This window comes from Rhodococcus sp. IEGM 1370 (assembly GCF_033142325.1).
GTDB lineage: Bacteria > Actinomycetota > Actinomycetes > Mycobacteriales > Mycobacteriaceae > Rhodococcoides.
In genome coordinates this window covers 222,257-248,995 of sequence record NZ_JAWLRY010000002.1, presented here as the reverse complement: position 1 = coordinate 248,995, position 26,739 = coordinate 222,257, and the positions used below count along the sequence as shown (strand labels likewise).

The window sequence follows — 26,739 nt, the reverse complement described above, 5'->3', positions numbered from 1 at the left end:
CGGCGCACCGCGATTTCGCGGTATTCGCCACAGGCCGACCGACCGAGTCGACTACAGCATGCAGGACACGCAACCCTCCACCTCGGTGCCTTCGAGGGCCAACTGGCGCAGGCGGATGTAGTAGAGAGTCTTGATGCCCTTACGCCATGCGTAGATCTGCGCGCGGTTGATGTCACGAGTGGTGGCCGTGTCCTTGAAGAACAGCGTCAGAGACAGGCCCTGATCGACGTGTTGCGTTGCGGCAGCATAGGTGTCGATGATCTTCTCGTACCCGATCTCGTACGCGTCCTGGTAGAAATCCAGGTTGTCGTTGTCGAGATACGGTGCCGGGTAGTAGACGCGGCCGATCTTGCCTTCCTTGCGAATCTCGATCTTCGACGCCACCGGGTGAATCGACGAGGTGGAGTTGTTGATGTACGAGATGGAACCGGTCGGCGGGACGGCCTGCAGGTTCTGGTTGTAGATCCCGTGCTCCTGCACCGACGCCTTCAACGTCGTCCAATCCGCCTGAGTGGGAACGGATACGCCCGCATCGGCGAACAACTTCGCAACCTTGGGTGTGGCCGGCTCCCAGACCTGATCGGTGTACTTGTCGAAGAATTCACCCGACGCGTACTTGGAGTCCGGGAACCCCTTGAAGTACTGCCCACGAGCCTTGGCCAGCTGATTCGATGCCTGGAGAGCGTGGAACAGCACCGTGTAGAAGTAGATGTTGGTGAAGTCGATGCCTTCGGTCGAGCCGTAGTGAATGCGCTCCCGTGCGAGGTAGCCGTGCAGATTCATCTGCCCGAGGCCGATTGCGTGAGAATCGTTGTTGCCCTGCTCGATCGACGGCACGGAGAAGATGTGCGTCTGATCGGACACTGCGGTGAGTCCGCGAATGGCCACCGCGATGGTCTTACCGAAATCGGGCGAGTCCATCGTCTTGGCGATGTTCAGCGAACCGAGGTTGCACGAGATGTCCTTGCCGACATGACTGTACGAAAGGTCGTCGTTGAACGTGGACGGCGTCGAGACCTGAAGGATCTCCGAGCACAGGTTGGAGTGAGTGATCTTGCCCTTCACCGGGTTCGCGCGATTGACGGTGTCCTCGTACATGATGTACGGGTAACCGGACTCGAACTGCAACTCGGCGAGAGTCTGAAAGAACTCGCGCGACTTGATCTTGGTCTTGCGGATCCGCTTGTCGTCGACCATCTCGTAGTACTTCTCGGAGACGTCGATGTCTGCGAACGGGACTCCGTAGATGCGCTCGACGTCGTACGGCGAGAACAGGTACATGTCCTCGTTCTTCTTGGCCAGCTCGAACGTGATGTCCGGGATGACGATTCCGAGCGAGAGCGTCTTGATCCTGATCTTCTCGTCCGCGTTCTCACGCTTGGTGTCGAGAAACTTGTAGACGTCGGGGTGGTGAGCATGCAGGTAGACCGCGCCCGCGCCCTGACGCGCACCCAGCTGGTTGGCATAGGAGAACGAATCCTCGAGCAGCTTCATGATCGGGATGACACCCGAGGACTGATTCTCGATGCGCTTGATGGGCGCGCCGGCCTCGCGAATATTGCTCAGCAGCAACGCAACTCCGCCACCACGCTTGGACAGCTGCAGGGCCGAGTTGATGGAGCGACCGATGGACTCCATGTTGTCCTCGATACGCAGCAGGAAGCACGAGACGGGCTCGCCGCGCTGCTTCTTGCCGGAGTTGAGGAAGGTGGGCGTCGCGGGCTGGAAGCGGCCTGCGATGATCTCGTCGACCAGATCGGTGGCCAGGGCCTCGTCGCCTGCGGCCAGCGTCAGTGCCACCATGCACACCCGGTCCTCGAACCGCTCCAGGTAACGCTTGCCGTCGAACGTCTTGAGCGTGTACGAGGTGTAGTACTTGAACGCCCCGAGGAACGTGGGGAACCGGAACTTCTTCGAGTACGCGTGGTTGATCAGGAACTTCACGAACTCGCGGGAGTACTGGTCCAGAACCTCGGGCTCGTAGTAGTTCTCCTCGACGAGGTAGTCCAGCTTCTCGTCCAGATCGTGGAAGAACACGGTGTTCTGATTGACGTGCTGCAGGAAGTACTGATTGGCGGCCTCGCGATCCTTCTCGAACTGGATCTCACCGTTGGGGCCGTACAGATTGAGCATCGCGTTGAGCGCGTGGTAGTCCATGTCGCCGTCGCCGCGGACGGTGCTGGGTACGGGTCCTGCGTCGGTGATGGTCGGTGCCACGGCGATGCTCCTACTGGGTATGTGGTGTGTGGTGCTCTAGTGCGTGTGGGCGGCGCGTCGGACTTCACGTTCCCAGAAGTCCTCCAGCCCCTCGCGGACCCGCACTACGTCCTCGGGGGTGCCCATCAATTCGAATCGGTAGAGATACGGAACTGCGCACTTCTGCGAAATGACATCTCCCGCGAAGCAGAACGAGTCACCGAAGTTCGTGTTTCCGGCAGCGATGACAGCTCGGATCAACGACCGATTGTGCTTGTCGTTGAGAAACTTGATCACACGCTTGGGGACGTAGTTGGTGTCGCGCCCGGAGTACGTGACCCCTCCCCCGTACGTCGGCACGATGAGGACGTAGGGAGTGTCGACACGAAAGGTGCCGTCCGGATCACGAAGTGGAATGCGTGTCGCGGGAATGTCCAGCTTCGAGACGAAGCGGTGAGTGTTCTCGGACGCGCTGGAGAAATAGACCAGTGAGTGGGTGGACTGCGGTTGGAAACTCACCGCTCACTCACTTCCTCGTTCTGTTCAAGCAGCGTTCGCTGCAAGGCTCTTGATGCGGTCCGGACGGAAGCCGGACCAGTGATCGTCACCGGCAACGACGACCGGAGCCTGCAGGTAGCCGAGAGCCATGACGTAGTCGCGCGCTTCGGGGTCCTGCGAGATGTCGATGACGGAGTACTCGATACCGGCCTTGTCGAGGGCGCGGTAGGTGGCATTGCACTGAACGCAGGCGGGCTTGGTGTAAACGGTGATGCTCATGGTGTCCCTCTTTCCGTTGTCGCCATCGGGTGAACCGACGCGACCGATGTGCTCTGCGTGTGGCACCGAGAACATCTCCCGCTCAGGGCGACTTCGACCTGCTCGAACCCATGTGTGCAGGCTCTTCGAGTTGTGGTCTCTCGGTTGGTCAAACACTACACCTAGTGTTCGACATCTGCCTAGAACACGAGATGTTGCGAACAACATGCTTGGTATTCGCTGGTCACGGCGTTGTCGAGCCGCGAGAATCGGCCGATATCGGCGTGTCGCACGTCACATTGCTTGCATGTTGTTCGTCACAGGGAGACCGGGCCGGGGCCATGACGTGCACCGAGAACCGCCGACCCTCCCTACGACACGCCGAAGGGCCCTCGAACTTCTCCGAGGGCCCTTCGGCGATCACGCAGTGGTCAGCGCTGGCGCGCCTTGAACCGCGGTTCCTTCTTGTTGATCACGAACACCGTGCCACGGCGTCGAACCACCTGCGCGCCGGGCTTGTTCTTGAGCGATTTCAACGAGTTTCTCACCTTCATGCCGCAACCCTACATGAAAATGATTCCCATAACCGAACGGGTCAGGCACTCACGAGTTCGTCGGCGGCCTTCACCAGTTCGGCAACGACGTGGCCGATCTCACCGGAGACCTCGGCGTTCTCACGCGGGTGGGCCGAGCCGAACTTGTCGACGGTGCCACCGATGGAGAGCCGAACATCCTCGAGAACCGTTCCGCCGGCGATGCGGACGGCCTTGCTGGTGTCCTCGTGCGCCCACTTCGCTCCGTTGCCGCTGGGGGAAGCGCTGATGACGACGACCGGCTTGCCCACCATGGCACCCGCACCGTAGGGGCGCGAAAGCCAGTCGATGGCGTTCTTCAGCACGGCCGGAATGGTGCCGTTGTATTCGGGCGTGACCAGCAACAACGCCGTGGCCTTCTCGGCAGCGGCCCGCAGAGCGAGTGCGCCCTCGGGCACCGATCCCTCGACGTCGATGTCCTCGTTGTAGAAGGGGACATCTCCGAGTCCGTCGTAGACCACTACCTCGGCACCGGCGGGTGCCACGATGACAGCAGTCTCGGCGATCCGCTTGTTCACCGACTCGGCGCGCAAGCTTCCGACGAGAACGAGTACATGAGCGTCTGACATGAGGTTATTCCTTCGCGAGTTCGGATGACGTGATCGTCGTGTCAATTCCTACCATCCAAACGGACCGTGGTCCATTTATGTTCCCGGCAAGGTAGGCTTCGTCTGTGACCGGCCCCATGCTGCCCATAGCGGGCGAGGAATCCGAACGGTGCGACGCAGCACGCAACCGTCGCCTTCTCCTCGATGCCGCAACGGATCTGGTGGCGGCCGTCGGAGCCGACGCCATCACCATGGACGCGGTGGCCACCAAGGCCGGAGTGGGCAAGGGCACCGTGTTCCGTCGCTTCGGGAACCGGGCCGGGTTGATGCGTGCGTTGCTCGACCACACCGAGAAGAAACTGCAACACTCGTTCATGTTCGGCGATCCGCCGCTGGGCCCGGGAGCCGACCCGATCGATCGTCTCGTCGCCTTCGGCCGAGCGCGACTGGAATTCGTCAACGTTCAAGGGGAAGTGCTCCGCGCCGCGGAGAGCGCCGACGACGCGCGGTATTCCGCCCCGGCGCACATGGTCAACTTCACCCACGTGCTGTCGCTGCTCCGCGCCGCCGAGGTGGACGGGGATCTCGAATTGCTCGCGTACTGGCTGCTCACACCACTCGAAGCCACCCTGGTCCTCCATCAGTACCGCGATCTGGGAATGCCGATGGATCGCCTTGCCGACGGTTGGGAAGACCTGGTACGCAGGGCAACTCGAGTCCGATAGCCATCGGGGCAACTCGCACTCGGTAGCTCCTGCGTTCAAAGACGGACGACGGCGGCGGCCGCCGCGTGCAGCGCGGTGCCGTACGAGCGGCCGTGACCGGCTGCGTGAACGGCGAGTGGATGCAGCTGATGCAGTGCTGTGCGTTCGCGCCACCCTGCTCGCAACGGCTGCACCGTCTCGTAGCCGCCGACGACGACGTCGAGGTGGGGGCAACCGAACAGCGCCAGCATCGCCAGATCGGTTTCGCGGTGCCCACCGTGCGCCGCCGGATCGATCAGCACCACTCCCGCGTCGGTCCAGAACACGTTGCCGTTCCAGAGATCGCCGTGAATACGACTCGGCGGCTCTGCATCGTCGAAGTCGCCGTCCGCGATGCGTCCACACGCCGATTCGACGATCGACGCCTCCTCCGACGTCACGGTTCCGGCGTCGACCGCGATTCGGAGAAACGGCAACACTCGTTCGGCCGCGTAGAAGGCTCCCCAGGATCGGTGCACCGTACTGCTCATGGGCCGGGATCCGATGAACAGCTGACCCGAGAAGGCGACGCCGTCGGTATCCACGGGTGGCGCACCGAACCCGGCGGCTCCGGCCGAGTGTGTCGCGGCAAGCGCGCGACCGAACCGTTCGGCTCCGGCAGGCGTGGGACGGGTCGCAACCAGCCGCTCGAGTTCGATGTACGCCCGGCCGTGCCCGACGACCCCGACGACCGGGGCCCCGGCCTCGCCGAGCCACCCGAGCCCGGTGGCCTCGGCGGCGTAGAAGTCGGGGTGTGCCTGGGGGTTTCGCTTGACGAAGGTATCGGAGGTTGCACTCACGACCACCGACACTACGCACGGCGCGAGATCTGCCCCGGCATTCGTCATTAGGATGACGTGATGGGACACATCAACTCGGAATTGCGCACGGGGATCATGCGCGAGCTGGCCGTGCAGTCGACCATCGACCCGATCACGGAGGTCCGCAGGCGAGTCGACTTCCTCAAGGACTACCTGGCGTCGACGCCTGCCTCGGGGTTCGTGCTCGGCATCAGTGGCGGACAGGACAGCACGCTCACCGGCAAGCTCGCCCAAAAGGCTGCGACGGAGCTCCGAGCAGACGGACACGAGGCCGAGTTCGTCGCCGTTCGCCTCCCCTACGGCGTGCAGGCCGACGAGGACGACGCCTCGATCGCGCTGAAGTTCATCGATCCCGACCGCACGGTGACGGTGAACATCAAGGACGCCGCCGACGCCGCAGCGGCCGCGACGGCGGAAGCACTCGGTAGTGCCGGAATCCGAGACTTCGTCCGCGGCAACATCAAGGCTCGCCAGCGCATGGTGGCGCAGTACGCCCTTGCAGGCGAACTCGGCTACGTCGTCGTGGGCACCGATCATGCCGCCGAGGCGATCACCGGCTTCTTCACCAAGTTCGGTGACGGCGGCGTCGATCTGACCCCACTGACCGGCTTGAGCAAGCGCCAGGGTGCGGCACTGCTGCGCGAGCTGGGCGCACCCGAGAGCACTTGGCGCAAGGTTCCCACCGCAGATCTCGAAGACGATCGACCTGCGCTACCCGACGAGGAAGCGCTCGGTGTCACGTACGAGCAGATCGACGACTACCTGGAGGGCAAGGACGTCACCGACGAGGTCGCCGACAAGCTGGAGAAGATGTTCCTCGCAACTCGTCACAAGCGCACGGTGCCCGTGACGCCGTTCGACGATTGGTGGAAGAGAAGCAGCTGAATCGGGCAGCCACGGGTCGGCGGCGGGGTGTACTCAGCCGCCGGCGAAGGGCGGCAGCACGTCGACCCTGCCGCCGATCACGCGCCCCAGATCGCGGGTGAGATCTTCTCCCACCAGGTACGCCGACACCCGCAGAATCGGCTCCATCGGCGCGCCGTGCCGGGACAGAATCAGCTCTCTCAGATCTGCGAGGGTGGCACCGACCGGCACGGTGAGGTACTCGGACTCGCAGTGCGACGCGTCGACCGCTGCAGCGAAATACCGCACCTCCACCTGGGTGTCACCCACCGATGGCTCCCATGCTGCGGGTGGGAGGTACGAAGCCGTCGGCGTCGATGCCGTGTCCAGCCCACTTGTTCCACATGGCCCCGCGCCACACCGCTGCCAGTTCCTCGTCGGTGGCACCGCCGCGCAGAGCGGCCCGCAGATCGGTTTCGTCGTCGCTGAACAGACAGGACCGAATCGTTCCTTCTGCAGTGATCCTGGTGCGGTCGCAATCACCGCAGAACGAGCGTGTCACCGACGCGATGATGCCGACGGTGGCGTCGGTGCCGTCGACGCTCCACTCCTCGGCCGGGGCCGAGGGGTCGGCACGCCCCACCTCACGCAGATCGAATTCGGTGGACAGCTCGTCGAGCAAGGTCTGGGCGTCGATCATGTTCGCGCGGGCCCACTCGTGATCGGCGTCCAGCGGCATCTGCTCGATGAATCGAAGTGCCACCCCCTCGTCGAGACACCAGCGCAGCAGATCGACGGCACCGGACAGCGTGTCGCGCATCAGAACGGCATTGACCTTGACCGGTCCGATCCCGGCTCGCTGCGCTGCCCTGATCCCGGCGAGCACGGACGGCAATCGGTCTCGTCGGGTCAGACGAGCGAAATCTTCGCGGTCGACGGAATCCAACGAGACGTTCACTCGGGTCAACCCGGCGTCGGCCAAGGACCGAGCCCGGTGTTCGAGACCGACGGCGTTGGTGGTCATCGACAGCGGCACACCCTCCGCGGCATCGCGGCACAACCGCAGAATGTCGTCGAGGTCGCGACGCATCAGCGGTTCGCCTCCGGTGAAACGCACATCCCGAATCCCCAGCAGCCGCACGGACACCGAGACCACGCGGGCAATCTCGGCGGGTGTCAGCAACGCTGCCGCCGGGATAGCCGGAAGGCCCTCCTCCGGCATGCAGTACGTGCAGCGCAGCGAGCATTTCTCGGTGATCGAGATACGCAGGTCGCGGGCCACCCGGCCGAATCGATCGATCAGGTGTGGCACGTCCGGCCGATCGGACACGGAGTTCACCCCGCCTGCCGCAGAACCCGTGGTGGTGCCGAACCTTGGAATGCCGAGCGAGGTGACACTGTCCACCGTCACCTCGTACCTCGTCTCTGTCGGGAATCACGCCTGTCGTAGATGTGTCTACCCATTATGCCGCAGCCCACACCGAGCGGACGGATCGGCGTGCCTAGGATTGGCAACCATGACGGTTGAGCAGACGCACGCGATCACTGGATCCGCACGGTGACCGCAGTATCGGTCGAGGAACACGCCGCCGCGGTCGAGACTCTGCTCGCGGCGCTGACAGCGAGAACCGCTCAGCGAATTCCTCTCGACGACGCGTTGGGCCGCGTCTCGTTCGAAGACGTTCGATCTCCGGTCGATCTGCCACTGTTCCGCAACTCGCAGATGGACGGCTACGCCGTGGATTCTCGATCCGTGGCGACGACCCCGGTGACGCTTCCGGTCTCGACGATCATCGCCGCAGGCCCGACGCTGTCGGCAGTTCTCGCGCCGGACAGCGCCGCGAAGATCATGACCGGTGCCCCCATTCCGGACGGAGCGGACACCATCGTCCCCGTCGAGGACACCTCCGTACCGACGGCCGGTTCCGTGACGATCGAAAGAAGCCGCGCAGCAGGCGAATTCGTACGCGAACAAGGAAGCGACGTACGCGTCGGGACAATCCTGGTCGAGTCGGGCCGAGTGCTCGAACCCCGCCACATCTCCGTTCTCGCCGCCGTCGGCTTCGGCGAAGTGGACGTTCGTTCGCGCCCTCGGGTGGCCGTGGTGACCACCGGTGCCGAACTGGTCGACGCCGGTTCGACGCTGACGCCCGGTCAGATCTACGACTCGAACGGCATCACCCTCGCCGCACACCTTCGCGCCAGCGGCGCAGAGGTGGTCTCCGTCTCGCGCAGCTCCGACGAGCCGAGCCGCTTTCGCGAAATCCTCGACGCCGCAACCGAATCGGCCGAGCTGATCATCACGTCCGGCGGAGTGTCGATGGGCGACTTCGAGGTGGTCAAGGACGTACTCCGCCCGCTCGGCGGCAACTTCGGATCGGTTCGTATGCAGCCGGGCGGACCGCAGGGCATCACGATGTTCGACGGCGTCCCCGTGCTCAGCTTTCCCGGCAATCCCGTCAGTACGGTCGTCTCGTACATCATGTTCGCGCGCAACATCGTTCGGCGAGCGGCCGGTCTGCCGCCGGTGCTCTCGACCACCGCGGCACTGCACGAACCGATCGTGTCACCGCCCGGTCGCAGACAACTACTTCGTGGCCGATTACGCGACGACGGACGGGTCGAGCTCGTCGCCGGCCCCGGCTCGCACCTGGTGGCCGCACTGGCATGGGCCGATGTGCTGATCGATATCGACTCCGAGACAACCGAACTCGCCGCAGGAACCGACGTGGAGGTGTGGCCGCTGTGACCACCGACGCCCAGCCACCCCAGCTGTCTCATCTCGACGATCAGGGCCGCGCCCGCATGGTCGATGTGGCGCACAAGAAGGAAACCTCGCGCACGGCCGTCGCCGCCGGTGAATTCCTCACCACGGCCGAGGTCATCGCGCTCGTGCGCGCCGACGACATGCCCAAGGCCGACGTTCTCGCCACCGCCCGCATCGCCGGCATCTCGGCAGCGAAGCGGACGTCGGAACTGATCCCGCTGTGCCATCAGCTCGCCCTCTCCTCGGTGAAGATCTCGTTCGGATTCACCGAGTCGTCCATCACGGTCGAGGCAACCGCCCGCACCACCGGACGCACCGGGGTGGAGATGGAAGCACTGACCGCGGTCGCCGTCGCCGGCCTGACCCTGCACGACATGGTCAAGGCCGTCGATCCCGGTGCCACCATGAACGGCGTCCGGTTGCTCACCAAAGACGGCGGCAAGCACGGACATTGGCAGCGGGACGACGCAGAGGTCTCCCCCGAGGCTGCGGCTGCGCCGATCTTCGAGTCCTCACGGTCCGCGGCGGTACTGGTGGCCTCCACCGGCGGGGCGAACGGAACTCGACCGGACACCACCGGCCCCACCATCGCGTCCTGGTTGACCGATCGAGGCTTCGCCGTGCGGGGCCCACTGGTGTACGCCGATGCCGAGATCGCTGCGGGGCTGCAGGACGCCCTGCTCGGCGAACCGTCGCTGATCGTCAGCACCGGCGGCACCGGCGTATCCCCCACCGATGCGACCCCCGAGGCGACAGCAGCCCTCCTCGACATCGACATGCCGGGAATCGCCGATGCCATCCGAACCCGCGGAACGTCTGCGACGCCTCACGCGGTGCTCAGCCGCGGCGTCTCGGGTCTGATCGGACGCACACTGATAGTCAACCTGCCGGGCTCACCGGGTGGCGTGAAGGACGGACTCTCCGTTCTCGACCCGCTCCTCGACCATGTGCTCGCCCAGATCGCCGGAGGAGGCCCCCACGATGAGTGAGCTCGTCGCCCGTATCTCGAACGAACCGCTGAGCACTGCCGAAGTAGAGGCAGCAGTGCAGGATTCGCGTCACGGTGCCGTCGTACTGTTCAGCGGAATCGTGCGCGATCACGACGGCGGACATGCGGTGGAAACTCTGGAATACCGCGCCCACCCCGATGCAGAACGGTTCCTGAGCCGCTGCTGCTCGGAGGTATCGGCAGAGACCGGATTGGCGGTGGCCGCAGTGCATCGCGTCGGCGATCTGCGCGTCGGCGACCTCGCACTCGTGGCGGCCGTCGGCTCGGCTCATCGCGCCGAAGCGTTCGAGGCCTGTGCCAGGCTCGTCGAGCGCATCAAGGCCGAGGTCCCGATCTGGAAGCGTCAGGGATTCGGGGGCGGACGGACCGAGTGGGTCGGACTCTAGGGAACTAGCCGGTCTCGAGGTAGCGATGGACCGGAAGCATGGCGGAGGCGTCGGCGACGTCGTCCGGTCCTCGCACACAGGCACGCAACCGCTGCTCGACGGCCGACGCATCGAGTTCGGTACCGATCAGCACCAGTGAGGTCTGCTCGGTCTCGCCTCGGGCCCAGGACGCAGCCTCGAATCGAATGTGTCGGCCCACCGTGTGCACGACGAACTTCTGCGGGTAGCCGGCGATGCCGAAATGCACGAATCCCTTTATGCGATAGAGGTTCCCGGAAGGATTTTCCAAGAACTCGATCAACCGACGCGGTTCGACAGGCTCCGCCGTGACGAATTCGGTGTGTGAGTACTGCGCGTGCAGGTGTCGGTCGTGGTCGTGGTCGTGGTCGTGGTCGTGATTCTCTCGGAGTAGTTCGTCGAACGACAGCTGCACCGCCATTGCCGAATTCACCGAGTGATCCTCGCGTCGGTCGAACAGCAGCAGCGGGTCGACGCGACCGAAGGCCACGGGTACGACGGGGACGTCTCCTACGACCGACTGCACCGTCGACACCACCGCGGAGCGTTCGGACTCGCTCACCGCGTCGGACTTGTTCAACACCACCAGGTCGGCCAATTGCAGGTGCTGGTCGATCTCGGGATGCCGCACGCGGGTCTGCGGGAATTCCACGGCGTCGACGACCCCGACGAGCCCGCCGTAGACGATGAATTCGTTCTCGCTGCCCCGGACCATTCTGATGAGATTGCGGGGTTCGGCCAAGCCGCTGGCCTCCACCACGATCACGTCGATGGCGGACCGACGGTGTGCGAGGGCGTCGAACATCGCGTCCATGTCGCTGATGTCGACGGCGCAACAGATGCAACCGTTGCCGAGCGAGACCATCGAATCGACCTGGCCGGCCACGAGCATCGAGTCGATGTTGATCGCCCCGAAGTCGTTGACCACAACACCTATTCGGATACCGGAATCATTGCGCAACAGGTGGTTCAGCAGCGTGGTTTTACCTGCGCCGAGAAAACCCGCAACTATCACTACCGGAATTCGTCGACGCGCCACGGCGTCCGAGACTACCGGTCGGCGAGAATCTGCTTCAGCAGGCCTCGAGCGAACGTCGACACACTGCTCACGTTGTCCGGGGTCGCGAGTGCTTCCAGGCCGTCGACGCCCAACGCATTCACGTACGGGGACACGCTCTCGAGCAACCTGGACAACGCGCTGCGCCCCTCGTCCGCGGGGCCCGCGCCGCTGGGTGCTGCCGGAGACGCGGCGGTATCGGTGGTCGCAGTAGCGGCGGGGGCAGCCGCAGGGGTGGTCGCGGCGTCCGTTGGGGTCGAGGGGGTTTCGGCCCCGAGGAGGTAGTCGATGATCCCCGTCGAGATGGCGATCGCATGCTCGAGCTGACCGTCCGAGCTCTCCAGCAGAGCTGCGTCGTCGGGATTGGATCCGTTGCCCATCTCCACGAACACGAGGGGCACCGTGGTCAGCGCAGGACCGGCGACATCGGATCGCTCCTGTATCCCGTTCTCGACCCCCGCGTAGTTCGCCGGCTCGAAGCCTGCGCGCACGTAGGAGTCTCGCATCAGCGTCGACGCCGAACGTCCCCCCTCGGACTGGGCAGCGTCGGCAGCGGCGCTCGGAATCGGCAGAGTGGGCACGATCAGATGGAACCCGTGCCTGTCGGCGTCGGTCGTCGTACTCGTGGAGTCCGCATGGATACTCACGGCCACGTCGGCCCCGGACTCACTGGCTGCCTTCGCCCTGTCGTCGACGCAGCCACCCCAGCCGGTGTCGTCTGCTCGACTCGTCTTCACCGTCGCACCCAGACTTTCGAGGCTCGATCGGACGAGCTCGCTGACCTTCCAGTTGATCGTGTGCTCGGGCACGCCGTCCAGGGTGGTCATGCCGGTGGTCTGGCAGTCCTTGGTGCCGCCACGTCCGTCGTTCACCTGCCGCTGCAGATTCTCCGAGTGTGCGGTGCCCTGATGACCCGGATCGAGGAACACCGTCTTCCCCGACAACTCCGTGCCTGCGGCGGGTGCCGTGCCGTCCGGTGCGGCCATGGCAGGCGCGGAAACGAGCACCCCGGCACCGAGAATCCCGACGCACATCAGCGCCGTCACTACCGATCTGGTCATCGGTGCAGATTTCATAGCGTCTGGCGCAACGGTGGAACTCGCTGCGCAACTCCCCTTCTCGACCCTCGGACACCGCTGATCCGAGCGGGTCACCGCATTGCGGGGCACCACACGTCACAACAGACACTTGCGCCTCAAGTGAAGCAGATATTGCCGTCGACGCGTATCGGGTGATTTTTCGTTAGTGAAACGAGTGCGTTTCGTGACCGATTCGTTGCCAGAAACATCGAAGCGGAGTGCGCCGGACGATCGCATTCGATCGAACTCGAACCGACTCGAGGATGGCACTACGTATTCAAACCGGACAGTTCGTCTTTCTCACGGATAACGATGAACAGGATCGCCGAGACAAAGCTTCTCACAATCACCTCGTCGGTTTCCCGAGCTGTCGAGGTGATTGTGAGAATTCTGCGAATCGAGTAACAATTCCCCGACCCACATGGATAAACACATTGTTCAGCCGTATAGTCGCTTCAGTTCGATCTGGACATCCCCGCATCATCCCCTGCATCATTGGAGAGCTTCAGCATGGCCAGAAAAGTCTATGTGCAACTAGTCGACGACATCGACGAAAAACCGATCGAATCCGGTGGCGAACACATAACCTATTCGGTCAACGGAGTCAGCTACGAAATCGACCTGAGCGACAAGAACGCGAAGGAATTTCACCGCAAGCTCGACTATTACATCGAGCACTCCACCAAGGTCGGTGGAAAGCGAACGAAGAAGTCGAGCACCCCGGCAACCGGTGCCAAGCGCGACGCCAATCAGACCAAAGCCATCAGAGAATGGGCCAAGGCGAACGGCCACAACATCTCGGCGCGAGGCAGAATCCCCGCCGAGGTCGAGCAGGCATTCGACGCCGCTCACTGAGCCACCACAGCCGAATCGGGCTCCGGTCCGACACCCGAAAGCCGATTCGGCGGTCTCGACACCGAAACACGAAAAAAGCGTCGCCCGAGGGCGACGCTTTTTTCATTGACCATCTCGGTGAAGCTTGCTTCTCGGTGGAGCTAAGGGGACTCGAACCCCTGACCCCCACACTGCCAGTGTGGTGCGCTACCAGCTGCGCCATAGCCCCGAGTTACTGCGTGCTCCCGCTCATGCGGTTGCTCGAACGAAGTTACACCATCGGCCGCAGCAGCAACAAATCACCTGGTGCGACCGGTACCGAATCCTCCACGACCGATCGCACCCACGCCCGAGATCAGTTGATCGACGCAAGCCATTCCGAGTCACCGAGCGCATCGACAACCTCACCGTCCACGAGGACCCCCGGCGTTCCCCGGGCACCCGACGCCGCCAGTGCGTCCCGTCCGGTGTTAGCATCCGCTACTGCTGCGTCGCGCTGCGCACCGCTGGTGATGCACTCCGTTGCCAGCTCGCTCGCTCCTGCAGATCCGGCGAGTTCGGCGAGTTCGGCATCGGTTCGGTCGGAGTCACCGCCTTCTTCGGGGCGAAATTCCGGGTCGAACAACCCGGCGTGAAATGCGGAGTAGACCCGCGCGTTCTCGGTCGCTGCCACGCAGTGCGACGCCGCGACGGCACGCGTCGAATAGTCACCGGACGCCGACTGTGGATCCAGGAAATTGACCAGGTGGTAATTCACCGAGACGACACCGTCGTCGATTTTCTGAGCCAACTCCTGGCCGTGTTTCACTTCGAGGTCGCCGCAGAACGGGCACATCGGATCCTCGAAGACATCGATGACCCGCTGCGCTTCCGGACGCGACAGCTGCACCACCCCGTCACCCGGCAACGACAATTCGACCGCCGGATTCTTGACCGTTCCGTAGCCGTCGTTGCGTGGAGCGTCGCTTCCGCTCTGCCACATGATCGCCACCACGATGACGATCACCACTACGACGAAAGCGATGCCGCCCAATACGTACGTCATCGTGTTGGAGGTCGCCTCGGGTGTGTGTTTCGTACTCGATATCTTCTTCTGGCTCACACATCGAATACTACGGTTGCGTGCGTCAGGTGCGCTCGCGCCCGAGCGTGTCCGGAACTCGCGACCACCAGAGTCCGGCCAGGAGAAGCAACGCTCCCGTCACGGCGAAAGCCGGACCGAACGAGACCTGCTCGACGATCATCCCGGCCACGATCGGGCCGATGACCGCACCGACATCGGAGGCCATCTGGAATGCAGCCAGCACGGGCCCTCCGCGCGCCTTCGATCCGATCACGTCGGCAACCGAGGCCTGCTGGGCGGGGCTCATCAGTCCCGATCCGATTCCGGCGATCAACGACACCACGAGAAACAGCACGGGATCGTGCACGTAGCCCATAACGACGGTTCCCAGGCCGCACACCGCCAACCCACCCACCATGAAGGGCTTGCGACCGCGCACATCGGACAGGCGGCCGGCAGTGGTGAGCACCAGCGCATTTCCCACTGCGAACACGGTCAGCGCGATACCGACGAACACCTCGGATCGCTGCATCGCCTCGACGACGAACAACGGCACCAAGGCCACCCGAACACCGAACACTGCCCACCCGTTGGCGAAATTCGACGCCAGCACGGCTTGATACGACGGAATCCGCAGGGCGGCAAGCAACGACATCGTGGGCGGTGCCGAGCCCTTCTCCGGCTTGACGAGGTCGGAATTGCCCAGGGTGAAATACACGACGGCCGCGGCGATCACGAGAGCCACGGCGTAGATGACGAACGGCACCCGCAGACCGAATCCGACGAGCGCGCCGCCGACGAGTGGACCGCCGATGGTTCCCAACAGGAAGGCGGTCGCATACAGGCCGGAGATACGGCCACGACTGGTCGGAGGACTGATCCTGATCAGCAGTCCCAATGCCGACACCGAGAACATCGTCGAGCCGATGCCGCCGAGTCCACGAAAGAGCAGCAGCTGCCAGTACGTCTGGGCCAGAGCGCACGCACCGGTGGACACCGCAACGATCAGCAGTCCGATCAAATACACGGGCCGCTCGCCGAGCCGCTGCACCAGAGCGCCACTGGCGGGTGCGAACAGCAACCGCATGAGAGCGAATGCACTGATGACCGCCGACGCCGCGGTGTAGCCGACGCCGAATTCCCGGGCGAACTGTGGCAGAGCGGGCGCGACGATGCCGAATCCGAGCGCGATGACGAACGCCGCGGATACCAGAACCCAGATCTCCGGCGGGAGCTTGCCTCCGGGTTGGAACGCCGGCTCGGGCGTCGAACTGTCGTGATCGGGTGGAGGTGAGTCGGTCACGAGCTCTCGAGTGCGGACGACACCAGTTCACGTGCTGCGGCTTGAACCCGGGCGAGATGCTCCTCGCCCTGGAACGACTCCGCATAAATCTTGTACACGTCCTCGGTTCCGGACGGCCGCGCAGCGAACCAAGCGCTCTCCGTCGTCACCTTCAGTCCACCGAGGGCAGCTCCGTTACCCGGCGCCTCGGTCAGCGTCGCCGTGATCGGTTCACCCGCCAACTCGGTGGCGGTGATCTGGCTCGGTGAGAGCTTGGCGAGAACGGCCTTCTGCTCGCGGGTGGCCGGCGCGTCGACGCGGGCATACGTCGGATTACCGAACTTCGCGGTGAACTCGCCGTAGCGCTGCGATGGCGTGGACCCGGTGACGGCGGTGATCTCGGACGCCAGCAGCGCGAGGATGATGCCGTCCTTGTCGGTGGTCCAGACTCGGCCGTTGTGACGGAGGAACGACGCGCCTGCGCTCTCCTCGCCGCCGAAACCGAGCTCACCTGCGAGCAGACCCGGAACGAACCACTTGAACCCGACCGGCACCTCGAGGAGTCGGCGACCGAGACCTCCGACGACCCGGTCGATCATCGACGAGCTCACCAACGTCTTGCCCACTGCCGCCGTGGGTGACCAATCGGGTCGGTGCGTGAACAAGTAGTCGATGGCGACGGCGAGGAAGTGATTGGGATTCATCAGGCCACCGTCGGGAGTGACGATGCCGTGCCGATCGGAGTCGGCGTCGTTTCCCGTCGAGATGTCGAAGCGATCGCGGGCAGCGATGAGCGACGCCATCGCGTTCGGCGACGAGCAGTCCATCCTGATCTTGCCGTCGGTGTCCAGAGTCATGAAGCGGAATGTGCCGTCCACCAACGGGTTCACCACGGTCAGGTCCAGATTGTGCCGCTCGGCGATGGCATCCCAGTAATCGACACTCGCACCACCCAACGGATCTGCTCCGATGCGCACCCCGGCCGCGCGAACGGCGTCGAGATCCAGCACGTTCGGCAGGTCGTCCACATAGTTGCCGAGGAAGTCGTAGCGCGAGACGCTCCCCGCGAACGCCTGTGCGAGGGTCACCCGCTTGATGCCCGAAATGCCATCGCGCAGAAGCTCGTTCGCTCGAGCGGCGATGACCGATGTGGCATCGCTGTCGGCCGGACCGCCGTGCGGAGGGTTGTACTTGAAGCCGCCGTCCCGGGGCGGATTGTGCGACGGAGTCACCACGATGCCGTCGGCCTGCGCCGACGGGCCTGATTCGTTGTACCGAAGGATGGCGTGACTGACGGCGGGGGTCGGTGTGTATCGGTCTCCCGAATCGACCAGGACGTCGACGTCGTTGGCTGCCAACACTTCCAGAGCCGTCGTCCAGGCGGGCTCGGACAACGCGTGGGTGTCCCGGCCGATGAACAACGGCCCGGTGATGCCTTGTGCCGCGCGGTACTCCACGATCGCCTGCGTCGTCGCGACGATGTGTGCCTCGTTGAACGCAGAATCCAGACTGGAACCTCGATGTCCTGAGGTGCCGAACACCACCTGCTGACTGGGTTCCGACACGTCGGGAACTCGCGAGTAGTACGCCGTCACGAGCTGCGAAAGATCGACCAGATCCTCCGGCAGTGCAGTGGTTCCAGCTCTCTCGTGCGCCACGATGCGCCTCCTCGTTGATCGACGAACCGAAATCCTCGACCAACCCTAGCGCCGCTGCCCCACCCGCGAGCTACTTGCCGGCTCGTTTCGGCGGTCGTGGGAGGAAATAGCTGGTCCGCTGCTGGTATTCGCGATACCCCGGACGCTTTTCCATGCTGCGCTCGAGCAACCGCGCACCGGTGGCGAACACCAGGAAGTACGTCATCGCGATGGGCGACAGCAACGTGAACACTCCGGGCCACGCCGACGCCGAGACGAGGAACAGTCCCCACCAGACCGCCGAATCGCCGAAGTAGTTGGGGTGCCGCGTCCAGGACCACAGACCACGATCCATGATCTTGCCCTTGTTCGACGCATCGGCCTTGAATGCTGTCAACTGCGCATCGCCCACTGCCTCGAACGTCCAGCCGAGAATCCAGACCAGTACGCCGAGTACGACCACCGGCAGAACGGATCCGTGGGCGACAGCGGATACCTGCAGCGGTAGGGACACGAACCACAGTGCAACCGCCTGCGTCAGGTAGATCTTCCGCAGGGCGTACAGGGTTTCGTTACCGGTGGCCTTGGCGAGCAGTTCGGTGTAGCGCGGATCCTCACCGTGCCCGCGCGAGCGCCGAAACACGTGCAGCGCAAGACGAAGCCCCCACACACCGACGAGCACGAGCAGAAGTATTCGACGCCACAATTCGCCTGTTCCGGTCGCAGCCGAAATCAGCGCGATCAGAACGAACCCGCCGCCCCACGTCACGTCCACGACGTTGTGGCGTCCGATGCGCGCGCCGATGAGAGCGGTGACGATCATCAGAAGGGCGGTACCGCCGAGGCTCGCCAGCGATACGGTGAGGAAATCGGACCAGTTCACCGCGGGCACACCCACACCGGCCGCACCGGTTCCATCTCGGACGATCCGTTCTCGGACCGAACCGCCAGAATCTGGTCGACGCCCATCCGGTTGTCCCGGAACGCCATTCCGCCGCCGATCAGGTACAGCCGCCACACGCGCGCGACCTCTTCCCCGACCATCGCCACCACATCTTCGAAGCGCGCCTCGAAGCGCTCGGTCCAGACGTCGACGGTCCGCACGTAGTGCTCCCGAAGGGCGTGGACGTCGCGAACCTCCAGTCCTGCCTCCTCGATCATCGCGACGGTCCGCCCGACCGGGCGCATGTACATGTCCGGCGCGATGAACGATTCGATGAATGCTCCGCCGCCGGGGTTGTCCCCTTCTCTTCGCGACATCTGCTGAATCAGCACGCGTCCACCCGGCTTGACGTTGGCGTGCAGTGCGGCGGTGTAGGTGGGGTAATTGGCCTCCCCCACATGCTCACCCATCTCGATCGACGCCACCGCGTCGAAGGGCCCGTCCGGGATCTCTCGATAATCCTGAATTCGAATCTCGACTTTGTCCTGCAGGCCCCGGTCGGCGATTCGCTTGTCGATGAAGGCTTTCTGCTCGCGCGAGATGGTCACTCCGACGACCTGCGCTCCGTACTCCTGAGCGGCGTGCAGGCTCAGGGACCCCCAGCCGCAGCCGACGTCGAGAAAACGTTGCCCTGCGCGCTTGTCGAGCCCGATCTTTCGGCAGACGAGGTCGAGTTTGTCGCGCTGGGCATCGTCGAGGGTGTACTCCGGCGAATCCGAGGTCCAGTACGCCGACGAGTACGCCATGTGCGAATCGAGGACCAATTCGTAGAAGTCGTTCGACAGGTCGTAATGGTGGCTGATCGCAGCGCGGTCACGGAGCACCGAGTGCAACCGCCCCTTCACAGACGCCTGCGACACGGGCGGAGGTAGTGGGCGGCCGAACACTCCGAGATCCTTGGCCAGTTTCGCCAACCGCACCAGCGACGCCGGCCCCGGTCGTATCGCCGAGAGTCGGCGCGCACGCACCACTCCCCAGACGTGATCCAGGGCCGCGGCGAGATCGCCGTCGACGTCCAGCTCCCCGGTGACGTATGCCTGCGCAGCGCCGAGTTCGCCCGGGCTCCACAGCAATCGACGAAGGGCACTCGGGCTCCGCAACAGCACTCGCGGTGCCGACGCATCTCCTGCAATGGATCCGTCCCACGCCTGCAGCCGAACGGGAAGCGGACCACCCACCAGGGGTTCGATCAATTCGGCAATCCGATGTGCAACACCGACACTGCGATCGGTCCGGTCCACGGAAAGTGTCGAGGTGGTCATCGGTTGTCCCTTCGGTCGAGCACGATCTGCTGAACATCGAGGTACCCGGATCGAAATCCGGCCTCCGAGTAGCACAGGTAGAAGTGCCACATTCGTGCGAACACCTCGTCGAAACCGAGCTCCTCGGCCTCGCTGCGGTATTCACGGAAACGCTTGTCCCACTGAGCGAGGGTGCGCGCGTAGTGATCGCCCATCGACAGACGTTCGCGAACCCTGAGCGATGTGCGCTGCTCGGTCACCTCCTCGATGGCCCGCACTGACGGCAGAAACCCGCCGGGAAATATGTACTTGTGTACCCAGGTGTACGTGTTTCGGGTGGCCAGCATTCGGTCGTGCGGCATCGTGATGGCCTGAAGGGCAACCCGCCCACCCGGCGCGAGCAGCGCGTCGATCGTCTCGAAGTACGTCGCCCAGTACTGATGCCCGACGGCCTCGATCATCTCGACCGACACGATCGCGTCGTACTCGCCGTCGACGAGCCGGTAGTCCAGTAGGTCGATCTGGACCCGATCGCCGTATCCTGCTGCGGCACATCGTTTCTGTGCCAATTCCTGTTGCTCGACCGACAAGGTCACCGAGCGAACGTTTGCCCCTCGCGCAGCCGCGCGGATGGCCAGTTCGCCCCACCCGGTGCCGATCTCGAGCACCCTGGTTCCCTCGCCGACGCCCGCCCGGTCCAGTAGCCGGTCGATCTTGCGGCGCTGCGCATCGGCGAGCTCTTCGCTGTCGTCGTCGCTTCCCGATGCGGCGAACAACGCACTCGAGTAGGTCATCGTCTCGTCGAGGAAGAGCTCGAAGAGCTCGTTCGACAGGTCGTAGTGGCGCGAGATGTTCGATCGCGTGTTCGTGGTCGTATTACGCTCGCTCCGTGGAGGTTTGGGGACATAGATCCCTCGCAGGCGCTGCAGGGACTTCGGAATCAGGGACGCCATGCGCCGCGCGAAGACCTCGAGCACGGCAGTGAGGTCCTCGGCATCCCAGTCTCCGGCCATGTATGCCTCACCGAATCCGATGAGACCGCTGTCGCCGACCCGTGCGGCGAAGTCGTGTGGTCGGTAGACGGTCATCAACGGTGCATCGGCCGAGCCGGCCCCGATCACCTCACTGTCGGGCATCGCGACCCGGACCTGCAATCGCGCGACCGCGCGGCGAAAGAGGAAGTCGGCGACGGGTGCGGCAGCCGCAACCTTGACGCCACCGGGGACATGGGCGATCTGAGGCCAGACCCGCGGATCCACCGATGGACGCGGACCGACAGCGGAAGCACGGTACGGGTTCGACACAGAATCGGCCTTCGACACAGTTGTCATCTGCGGGCCCCTTCCTTCTGGAATTCTCGTGCCCCGGGAGGGGCAGGTTTCTGCACGATCTTCAGCCCCCGAGCCCAGAGCCGAATGCCCTGCCAGCGGATCTGTATCACCACTCGCAGCGGCGCACAGGGGATCTCGAGTGCGGTGCGAAGAATCGACCGCGTCGTCACCTCTCGCCGACGGCCGTCCACGCTCGCCACGAACGGCGACTGACCGGGCCGCTCGAGGACGATCGACAGCCGGAGTGCCGCGTCCGGCTCGGGTAGCCGCATGGAGTATTCGCCGTCGACGTCGTTGAACGGCGAGACGTAGAACTCCTTGGAGGTGCGGGCCGCGCCGCGATGATCGGTGTGCAGCAGATACCGGTATCGCTCGCCGTAGGTGTTGTGGACCTCCGCCACCACGCAGCGGAGGTCTCCGTCGCGATCGTGACACCAGTACACACTCAGTGGGTTGAACGTGTGCCCGAACACCCGCGCGCTGGCCAACATCGTGATCCGTCCGCCGCCCAGGTCGATACCGTTCTCCGCCAGGAACCCGTCCACGTTCTCCCGAATGGTGGCGTCGGGGTCACCGAGATGGTCACGGGCGTCGAACGAGGCCAGCGGTCGCAGCATCCGGGGCAATTCGGGGAGTGCGTCGAGGTCGACGAACCAGCTGTAGCTCTTGTACGAGAACGTGTTTCGGATCGGCGCGCGTCGAACGTGGTCGATTCGAGTGCGATACAACGCCGCCCCGTGTGCGCGGGTGCTCGGCAGAACGGATGTCAGAGCCACGTGGCCCCCACCCGTTGTGCGGCGCGCGCTCCCGACAACGCACCGTCCTCGTGAAATCCCCAGCCGTGGTACGCACCGGCGAAGGCCACTGTGTCGGTATCCAATTCAGGAAGTCGACGCTGCGCTGCAACCGATTCGGGGGTGTACTGCGGGTGTTCGTAGGTCATCTCGTCGAGTACCGCATTCGGGTCGATGCGATCCGCTCCGCCGAGGGTGACCAGCATCCTGCGATCGGTGTCGCCCAGACGCTGCAACCTGGTCAGGTCGTAGCTGACGAGCACCCGGTCGGGTTTGGCGGCGCAGGACGGCAGGTGGTAGTTCCACGACGCCCGAGCCCTCGTGTTCTTCGGCAACACCGACGAGTCGGTGTGCAGTTGCGTGTGATTGGTCGAGTACGGCATCGCGCCCAGGATGCTGTGCTCGAGAGCCGTCGGTTCTGCGAGCATCTTCAGCGCGGCACCGGGATGCGCGGCGATCACGGCCGCGTCGAACGTGCGCAGGCGGTCGTGGCCGTCGCGGATCTGCACGGAGTCCTCGGACCTGTACACCGCGCGCACCGGGGTATCGAGCATCACCTCGTCGATGTGCTTCGCAACTCGGAGAACGTATTCGATGGACCCGCCGGTGACGGTGCGCCAGGTGGGAGATCCTGTGACGGTGAGCATTCCGTGGTGGCGGAGAAACGTGAACAGGTAGCGAGCCGGGTAGGCGAGAGCAGTGTCCGGATCGCACGACCACACCGCGGACACCAACGGCGTCATGAAGTGGGATTCGAAGTACGCGGAGAACGAATGATCTGCGAGGAACTGCGCGAGGGTCGTCTCGGACTCCACCGGTTCGGCACTGTCCAGCAGTTCGTTGGCCAGGCGATGAAAACGCTTGACATCGAGCAACATCGAGACGAATCGTGGCTTGAACACCGCGATGCGCTGCGCGAGGATCCCGCGCATGCCCTGGCCGCCCGAGTATTCGAGTCCGCACCCGTCGCAGCGCACGGACATGCTCATGTCCGAGTCCTGCGTCGGGACGTTCAGTTCGTCGAACAGGCGCAGCAGAGTCGGATAGGTCCGGTCGTTGTGCACGATGAACCCGGTGTCGACGCCTACCGGACCGTCCGGGCCGTCCACGTAATGGGTGTCCGCATGGCCCCCGAGCCTAGAGTCCGCCTCGTACAACGTCACCGACGAGTTCTTCGACAGCGCGTATGCGGCCGTCAGGCCGGCGATACCGCTCCCGACCACCGCGATACGACGGCGCGTCACGACGGTGTTCCCATGCAGTCGGCCCGCGCATCGGCGATGCCGAGAACGAAGTCACGCGTCGCCCGCGACCAGACCCGCGGATTGCGCAGCATGAAGTGCCCACCCGGAACGGAGAGGTAGCGGGCGTCCGCCCCTCGGGATGCTGCTCGCTCGGTCGCCCGACGCGAGGTTCGCGGATCGGTCCACTTGTCGGCCGTCCCGTGTACGACGAGCAACGCATGCTGCGCGCCGAATCCGTCGGCCTCCGTACCCTCCGGCCACCACGGAGCCAACGCGACGACACCCACGATAAAAGGGTCGTCGATCAGAGCAGCAGCAGTGCGGCCACCCATCGAATGGCCGACGACCACCACGTGAACGTCGGGATACTCGGCGTGAATGCGATCGAGCGCCCACCGCGCATCCTCGACCGGAGACCGCTGGGGGGCGTTCCAACCACGAAACCGATACTGCAGCTGTTGGACCGAAATGCCGCGTGCTCGGCCCGCGCGACGAAGCATCCACGTGAACGGCCACATGCGCAGACCGGCCAGGTGCCAGGGCCTACTGCGCGCCCGGCTCACGTCCTTGCCGCCGCCGAGGACCAACACGACCAGTGCAGGCTCGGAGACTCTTTTCCCGGTCCGCAGAAGTGGAGTCGGCTCGTTGCTCATGACCACTATTCGGCACTGCGGCCGCTTCGGGTGGGATGGGTCGAGTCGAGTCGATTGTGACCTGGCCGACAGAGAAAGAAGACCGGGCCGAGAGTGTGTCTCTCGGCCCGGTCTTCTGCGGTGGAGCTGCCGGGAATCGAACCCGGGTCCTCTGCTGCATTGCCAGGGCTTCTCCGTGTGCAGTCCGCTATGCCTCTACTTGGATCTCCCGATCTCGCGAACAAGTCAGGATGACGATCCCAGCCACTGTTTGATGTTCCTCATCATCCCGCGGCCGGATGAATCGGTGAGCCCTCTAGCTGATGCCAGTACCCGGACCGAGGGCAAGCCCGGACTGACAGACACGCAGTCGCTACTTAGGCAGCGAGTGCGTAGTCGCGCTGATTGGAATCGGCGCTTATAAGGTTGCGATGACGCTTACGGTGGTCTCTCGCCTGCACCGACACGCTTCCCCTGACTCAACATACAAAGTCGAAACCGTTCAGCCCCGTATGTTCCCGAACACCGTGTCCGGGCTGTTCAGTGTAACGCCTCTACCGAGCACATTCATTCCATTAACGGCCGACCCGGCGATCCGTCGTGTTCGACGCGGCATCTTCGTCCACTCGCTGCACGACCGTGCGCAACATTCGACGTGTCATGACCAGGCGTGCCGGCAGCGAGGCGTACCAGACAGCCCGACCGGCAAGACCGCGAGGAAAGAACACCAGCCGCTGCTCGATGGTCGGCTGCTTTGCAGTTCCTCCCACCGTCAGGTCGAGCCAGGCCTCCCCGGGAAGTCGAGTCGAGGACTTGAGCCGAGTGGTGTGTTCGGTGCCCGACGCGGACGCGTCTGGTCCGGTGACGTCGCGACGCCAACCGGTGAGAACGTCGGCGTCGGCCAATCGTTCGAGAGCGGGCCTGATCGCGGTCGACGGTGCCGCGCTTCGGGCGACCCTGGTGTCGGTGTAGACGACCTCCCCTGCCCATGTCGGATCCGAGGGCAACGGATCCGACGGTGCCGCGGTACCGGTGGCGTCGGTCCACCGCGTCTCGACCTCACCGTCGTCGATCTTGCGCAGTGCCAATCGCACGGAGTCGCGGTAGCCGGTCAGGCCGCCGTCCGGACGCGGTACGACGGCGTCGATGTCCATCTCGTGGCCTACGGCGTCGTACTGCAGAGATTCGATGAGCGGCATCGCCAGGCCGCGCGGAATGGGAGTCACCAAACCGATCCAGTGGCCGGCCAGTCGAGGAGTCAGCACCGGGAGAACGATGATCCGACGCTGTCGCAGGCCCGCGACGTCGGCGTAGATGTTCATCATCTCGCCGTACTGCATGACGTCGGGACCACCGATGTCGAACGTCCTGGATTCGGTGATCGGCGCACTCGCGGCCCCGATCAGGTAGTGCAACACGTCGCGAACGGCGATCGGTTGGATGCGGTTGTGTACCCACCGCGGTGTGGTCATCACCGGTAGCCGATTGGTGAGGTGCCGAATCATCTCGAACGACGCCGAACCGGATCCGATCACGACGCCTGCCTGCAGCACGATCGTCGGCACACCCGAGTCGATCAGGATGCGTCCCACCTCGGCTCTCGACTTCAGGTGTGGTGAGAGCTCACCGGTCGGCGGGTGCAGCCCGCCGAGGTAGACGATCCGCCCCACGCCGCATTCCGCTGCTACGGCTGCGACGTTCTCGGCGCTGTCGCGTTCGGTGTCGGCGAAATCCGAGTGACCTGCAGTGCCCATCGAGTGCACCAGGTAGTACATGATGTCGACTCCGCTGAGCGCTGCCTTCAACGATTCCCGATCGCTCAGATCGCCCTGAGCGATCTCGACATCGGCCGCCCACGGCACGGAGTCGAGCTTGGCGGGGGTGCGTGCCAGCACGCGGACCGTGTACCCCTCTTCGAGGAGTCGCGGAGCCAGTCGTCCACCCAGGTATCCCGTGGCACCGGTCACCAGAACGCGGGTAGGCCGGGCGTCGTCCTGAACTGCGGGATCGTGGGAGGGCGAATCGTAACCTGTCATAAGCGGAGTCATTACCCCCGCGCGGTGCGGTTCAACCGGAGAGCGCGATCATCGCGATGGCGCCGAGCGCCAACGCCATACCGATCTTCTGCAGAGTGCCGACTCGCTCGCCGAGCATCACCATCGCCAGCAGTACCGTCGCCGCTGGATACAGCGAGGCGATGACACTCACCAGGGAGAGCAGACCACCCTGGTAGGCGTAGATCATCGCAGCGTTGGCGACGACGTCGAGCACGCTGACGAAGGCGGCGAGTTTGAGGACGCTGCCGTGCGGAGGTGAGAAGTGACCGGAGGCAAGGGCCACGATCCAGACGACCGCGGTCGCCGATGCGCGCGACGCCGCGAGCGGCCACAGCCCACTGCCGTCCCCGATCCGGTGCAGAAAGATGAAGGCGAACGCGAACGTCACCCCCGAACCGACCGTCAACCAGGCAACCGTTCGGGTGAACTTCATTTCTCGACCACCGGCAACCTCACCGGTCACCTCGTCCGGTGATTCTCTGCTGACCAGCACCACGGCCACCAGTGCGACGGCGATACCGACGAACGCGATCACGCCGGGCCGCTCGCCCATCGACAATCCGACCAGCACCGGGATACCGGCGACCAGCACCGCAGTGACCGGCGAGACCACGGCCATCGGTCCGGCGGCGAGGGCCAGGTAGAACCACCACACGGCAACTCCGCCTGCGACACCCGAGGCCAGGCCCCAGAGCATCGCCGGGAGCTCGATGGTGCCGCCGACGAACGGAGCGACGAGCAGAACGATCACCAGCGAGAGCGGGTAGGACACGATGACCACCCGGAGGGCGGCGACCCGGCGGGATGCGACACCGCCGACGAAATCGCTCACCCCGTAGCCGACGGCAGCTACCAGAGCGAGCAG

Annotated in this window: 27 protein-coding genes, 1 tRNA gene and 1 other RNA gene; 6 read left to right on the top strand and 23 right to left on the bottom strand. The window is 64.3% G+C overall.

What is annotated here, in order from left to right; translation table 11 throughout:
• Positions 1–51 precede the first annotated feature (51 nt).
• From nrdE to R4P47_RS04360, 5 genes are all read right to left on the bottom strand, one after another.
• Positions 52–2,217, bottom strand: coding sequence for a class 1b ribonucleoside-diphosphate reductase subunit alpha (gene nrdE / locus R4P47_RS04380; RefSeq protein ID WP_094670108.1), 2,166 nt, complete (start codon positions 2,215–2,217; stop codon positions 52–54).
• A gap of 36 nt (positions 2,218–2,253) precedes the next feature.
• Complete coding sequence (gene nrdI, locus R4P47_RS04375) at positions 2,254–2,715, bottom strand: class Ib ribonucleoside-diphosphate reductase assembly flavoprotein NrdI (RefSeq protein ID WP_149405515.1); 462 nt, start codon at positions 2,713–2,715, stop codon at positions 2,254–2,256.
• Positions 2,716–2,739: 24 nt separating this feature from the next.
• Positions 2,740–2,973, bottom strand: coding sequence for a redoxin NrdH (locus R4P47_RS04370; RefSeq protein ID WP_068045912.1), 234 nt, complete (start codon positions 2,971–2,973; stop codon positions 2,740–2,742).
• Between the two features lie 410 nt (positions 2,974–3,383).
• On the bottom strand, positions 3,384–3,506 hold the full coding sequence (gene ykgO, locus R4P47_RS04365) for a type B 50S ribosomal protein L36 (RefSeq protein WP_037189801.1): 123 nt from the start codon (positions 3,504–3,506) through the stop codon (positions 3,384–3,386).
• A 41-nt stretch (positions 3,507–3,547) separates the two neighbouring features.
• The gene (locus tag R4P47_RS04360; protein WP_317784126.1) at positions 3,548–4,114 is read right to left on the bottom strand and encodes an NAD(P)H-dependent oxidoreductase; all 567 of its coding nucleotides are present in this window, start codon (positions 4,112–4,114) and stop codon (positions 3,548–3,550) included.
• Positions 4,115–4,218: 104 nt separating this feature from the next.
• Here R4P47_RS04360 and R4P47_RS04355 point away from each other — a divergent pair, with 104 nt between their 5' ends.
• On the top strand, positions 4,219–4,818 hold the full coding sequence (locus R4P47_RS04355; protein ID WP_094688826.1) for a TetR/AcrR family transcriptional regulator: 600 nt from the start codon (positions 4,219–4,221) through the stop codon (positions 4,816–4,818).
• A 35-nt stretch (positions 4,819–4,853) separates the two neighbouring features.
• On the opposite strand, the gene R4P47_RS04350 is transcribed toward R4P47_RS04355, so the two are convergent.
• Positions 4,854–5,684: a fructosamine kinase family protein gene (locus tag R4P47_RS04350; protein ID WP_394855240.1), complete on the bottom strand. Its 831-nt coding sequence runs from the start codon at positions 5,682–5,684 to the stop codon at positions 4,854–4,856.
• A 12-nt stretch (positions 5,685–5,696) separates the two neighbouring features.
• Here R4P47_RS04350 and nadE point away from each other — a divergent pair, with 12 nt between their 5' ends.
• Positions 5,697–6,542 (top strand): ammonia-dependent NAD(+) synthetase, encoded by an 846-nt coding sequence (nadE, locus tag R4P47_RS04345; protein WP_317784125.1) that lies wholly within the window; start codon positions 5,697–5,699, stop codon positions 6,540–6,542.
• 33 nt (positions 6,543–6,575) lie between these two features.
• Here the strand turns inward: nadE and R4P47_RS04340 are convergent, their stop codons facing one another.
• Both R4P47_RS04340 and moaA read right to left on the bottom strand, forming a co-directional pair.
• Complete coding sequence (locus tag R4P47_RS04340; RefSeq protein WP_300521490.1) at positions 6,576–6,830, bottom strand: MoaD/ThiS family protein; 255 nt, start codon at positions 6,828–6,830, stop codon at positions 6,576–6,578.
• The gene (gene moaA / locus R4P47_RS04335) at positions 6,823–7,881 is read right to left on the bottom strand and encodes a GTP 3',8-cyclase MoaA (protein WP_149405648.1); all 1,059 of its coding nucleotides are present in this window, start codon (positions 7,879–7,881) and stop codon (positions 6,823–6,825) included. Before moaA ends, R4P47_RS04340 begins: the two co-directional genes overlap by 8 nt.
• 177 nt (positions 7,882–8,058) lie before the next feature.
• On the opposite strand from moaA, the gene glp reads away from it, so the two are divergent.
• The 3 genes from glp to R4P47_RS04320 are packed head-to-tail and all read left to right on the top strand — an operon-like array spanning position 8,059 to position 10,662.
• Positions 8,059–9,249, top strand: a complete 1,191-nt coding sequence (glp, locus tag R4P47_RS04330; protein WP_317784124.1) for a gephyrin-like molybdotransferase Glp — start codon at positions 8,059–8,061, stop codon at positions 9,247–9,249.
• Positions 9,246–10,256 (top strand): bifunctional molybdenum cofactor biosynthesis protein MoaC/MoaB, encoded by a 1,011-nt coding sequence (gene moaCB, locus R4P47_RS04325; RefSeq protein ID WP_317784123.1) that lies wholly within the window; start codon positions 9,246–9,248, stop codon positions 10,254–10,256. Before glp ends, moaCB begins: the two co-directional genes overlap by 4 nt.
• A complete protein-coding gene (locus R4P47_RS04320) occupies positions 10,249–10,662 on the top strand; it encodes a molybdenum cofactor biosynthesis protein MoaE (protein WP_317784122.1) in 414 nt (137 codons plus the stop codon). The genes moaCB and R4P47_RS04320 overlap by 8 nt, the downstream gene beginning before the upstream one ends.
• A gap of 4 nt (positions 10,663–10,666) precedes the next feature.
• Here R4P47_RS04320 and R4P47_RS04315 read toward each other — a convergent pair whose 3' ends face one another.
• Together R4P47_RS04315 and R4P47_RS04310 are read right to left on the bottom strand one after the other, a co-directional pair.
• A complete protein-coding gene (locus R4P47_RS04315; RefSeq protein WP_317784121.1) occupies positions 10,667–11,719 on the bottom strand; it encodes a GTP-binding protein in 1,053 nt (350 codons plus the stop codon).
• Positions 11,720–11,730: 11 nt separating this feature from the next.
• Positions 11,731–12,798: an N-acetylmuramoyl-L-alanine amidase gene (locus R4P47_RS04310; protein WP_317784120.1), complete on the bottom strand. Its 1,068-nt coding sequence runs from the start codon at positions 12,796–12,798 to the stop codon at positions 11,731–11,733.
• Positions 12,799–13,326: 528 nt separating this feature from the next.
• Here R4P47_RS04310 and R4P47_RS04305 point away from each other — a divergent pair.
• On the top strand, positions 13,327–13,671 hold the full coding sequence (locus tag R4P47_RS04305) for a histone-like nucleoid-structuring protein Lsr2 (protein ID WP_037190211.1): 345 nt from the start codon (positions 13,327–13,329) through the stop codon (positions 13,669–13,671).
• 135 nt (positions 13,672–13,806) lie between these two features.
• Here the strand turns inward: R4P47_RS04305 and R4P47_RS04300 are convergent.
• The 13 genes from R4P47_RS04300 to R4P47_RS04240 all read right to left on the bottom strand — a co-directional run bounded on the left by R4P47_RS04300 (position 13,807) and on the right by R4P47_RS04240 (position 26,739).
• Positions 13,807–13,879: transfer RNA gene (locus R4P47_RS04300), tRNA-Ala, on the bottom strand.
• A 126-nt stretch (positions 13,880–14,005) separates the two neighbouring features.
• Complete coding sequence (locus tag R4P47_RS04295; RefSeq protein ID WP_317784119.1) at positions 14,006–14,752, bottom strand: DsbA family protein; 747 nt, start codon at positions 14,750–14,752, stop codon at positions 14,006–14,008.
• A 25-nt stretch (positions 14,753–14,777) separates the two neighbouring features.
• Entirely contained in the window at positions 14,778–15,935 is a 1,158-nt protein-coding gene (locus R4P47_RS04290; RefSeq protein WP_317784287.1) for an MFS transporter, read from the bottom strand.
• A 77-nt stretch (positions 15,936–16,012) separates the two neighbouring features.
• Positions 16,013–17,653: a phosphoglucomutase (alpha-D-glucose-1,6-bisphosphate-dependent) gene (gene pgm, locus R4P47_RS04285; RefSeq protein WP_283347004.1), complete on the bottom strand. Its 1,641-nt coding sequence runs from the start codon at positions 17,651–17,653 to the stop codon at positions 16,013–16,015.
• A gap of 70 nt (positions 17,654–17,723) precedes the next feature.
• A complete protein-coding gene (locus R4P47_RS04280) occupies positions 17,724–18,524 on the bottom strand; it encodes a DUF1295 domain-containing protein (protein ID WP_317532341.1) in 801 nt (266 codons plus the stop codon).
• Positions 18,512–19,837, bottom strand: coding sequence for a cyclopropane-fatty-acyl-phospholipid synthase family protein (locus tag R4P47_RS04275; RefSeq protein WP_317784118.1), 1,326 nt, complete (start codon positions 19,835–19,837; stop codon positions 18,512–18,514). The genes R4P47_RS04280 and R4P47_RS04275 overlap by 13 nt, the downstream gene beginning before the upstream one ends.
• Entirely contained in the window at positions 19,834–21,147 is a 1,314-nt protein-coding gene (locus R4P47_RS04270) for a cyclopropane-fatty-acyl-phospholipid synthase family protein (protein WP_317784117.1), read from the bottom strand. The genes R4P47_RS04275 and R4P47_RS04270 overlap by 4 nt, the downstream gene beginning before the upstream one ends.
• Entirely contained in the window at positions 21,144–21,923 is a 780-nt protein-coding gene (locus R4P47_RS04265) for a DUF1365 domain-containing protein (RefSeq protein ID WP_317784116.1), read from the bottom strand. The genes R4P47_RS04270 and R4P47_RS04265 overlap by 4 nt, the downstream gene beginning before the upstream one ends.
• Complete coding sequence (locus R4P47_RS04260) at positions 21,914–23,185, bottom strand: NAD(P)/FAD-dependent oxidoreductase (RefSeq protein WP_317784115.1); 1,272 nt, start codon at positions 23,183–23,185, stop codon at positions 21,914–21,916. Before R4P47_RS04260 ends, R4P47_RS04265 begins: the two co-directional genes overlap by 10 nt.
• A complete protein-coding gene (locus R4P47_RS04255; protein ID WP_317532336.1) occupies positions 23,182–23,838 on the bottom strand; it encodes an alpha/beta hydrolase in 657 nt (218 codons plus the stop codon). Before R4P47_RS04255 ends, R4P47_RS04260 begins: the two co-directional genes overlap by 4 nt.
• 118 nt (positions 23,839–23,956) lie before the next feature.
• Positions 23,957–24,327: a transfer-messenger RNA gene (ssrA, locus tag R4P47_RS04250) on the bottom strand.
• A 65-nt stretch (positions 24,328–24,392) separates the two neighbouring features.
• Positions 24,393–25,853 (bottom strand): SDR family NAD(P)-dependent oxidoreductase, encoded by a 1,461-nt coding sequence (locus R4P47_RS04245; RefSeq protein ID WP_317784114.1) that lies wholly within the window; start codon positions 25,851–25,853, stop codon positions 24,393–24,395.
• A 31-nt stretch (positions 25,854–25,884) separates the two neighbouring features.
• Complete coding sequence (locus R4P47_RS04240) at positions 25,885–26,739, bottom strand: DMT family transporter (RefSeq protein WP_317784286.1); 855 nt, start codon at positions 26,737–26,739, stop codon at positions 25,885–25,887.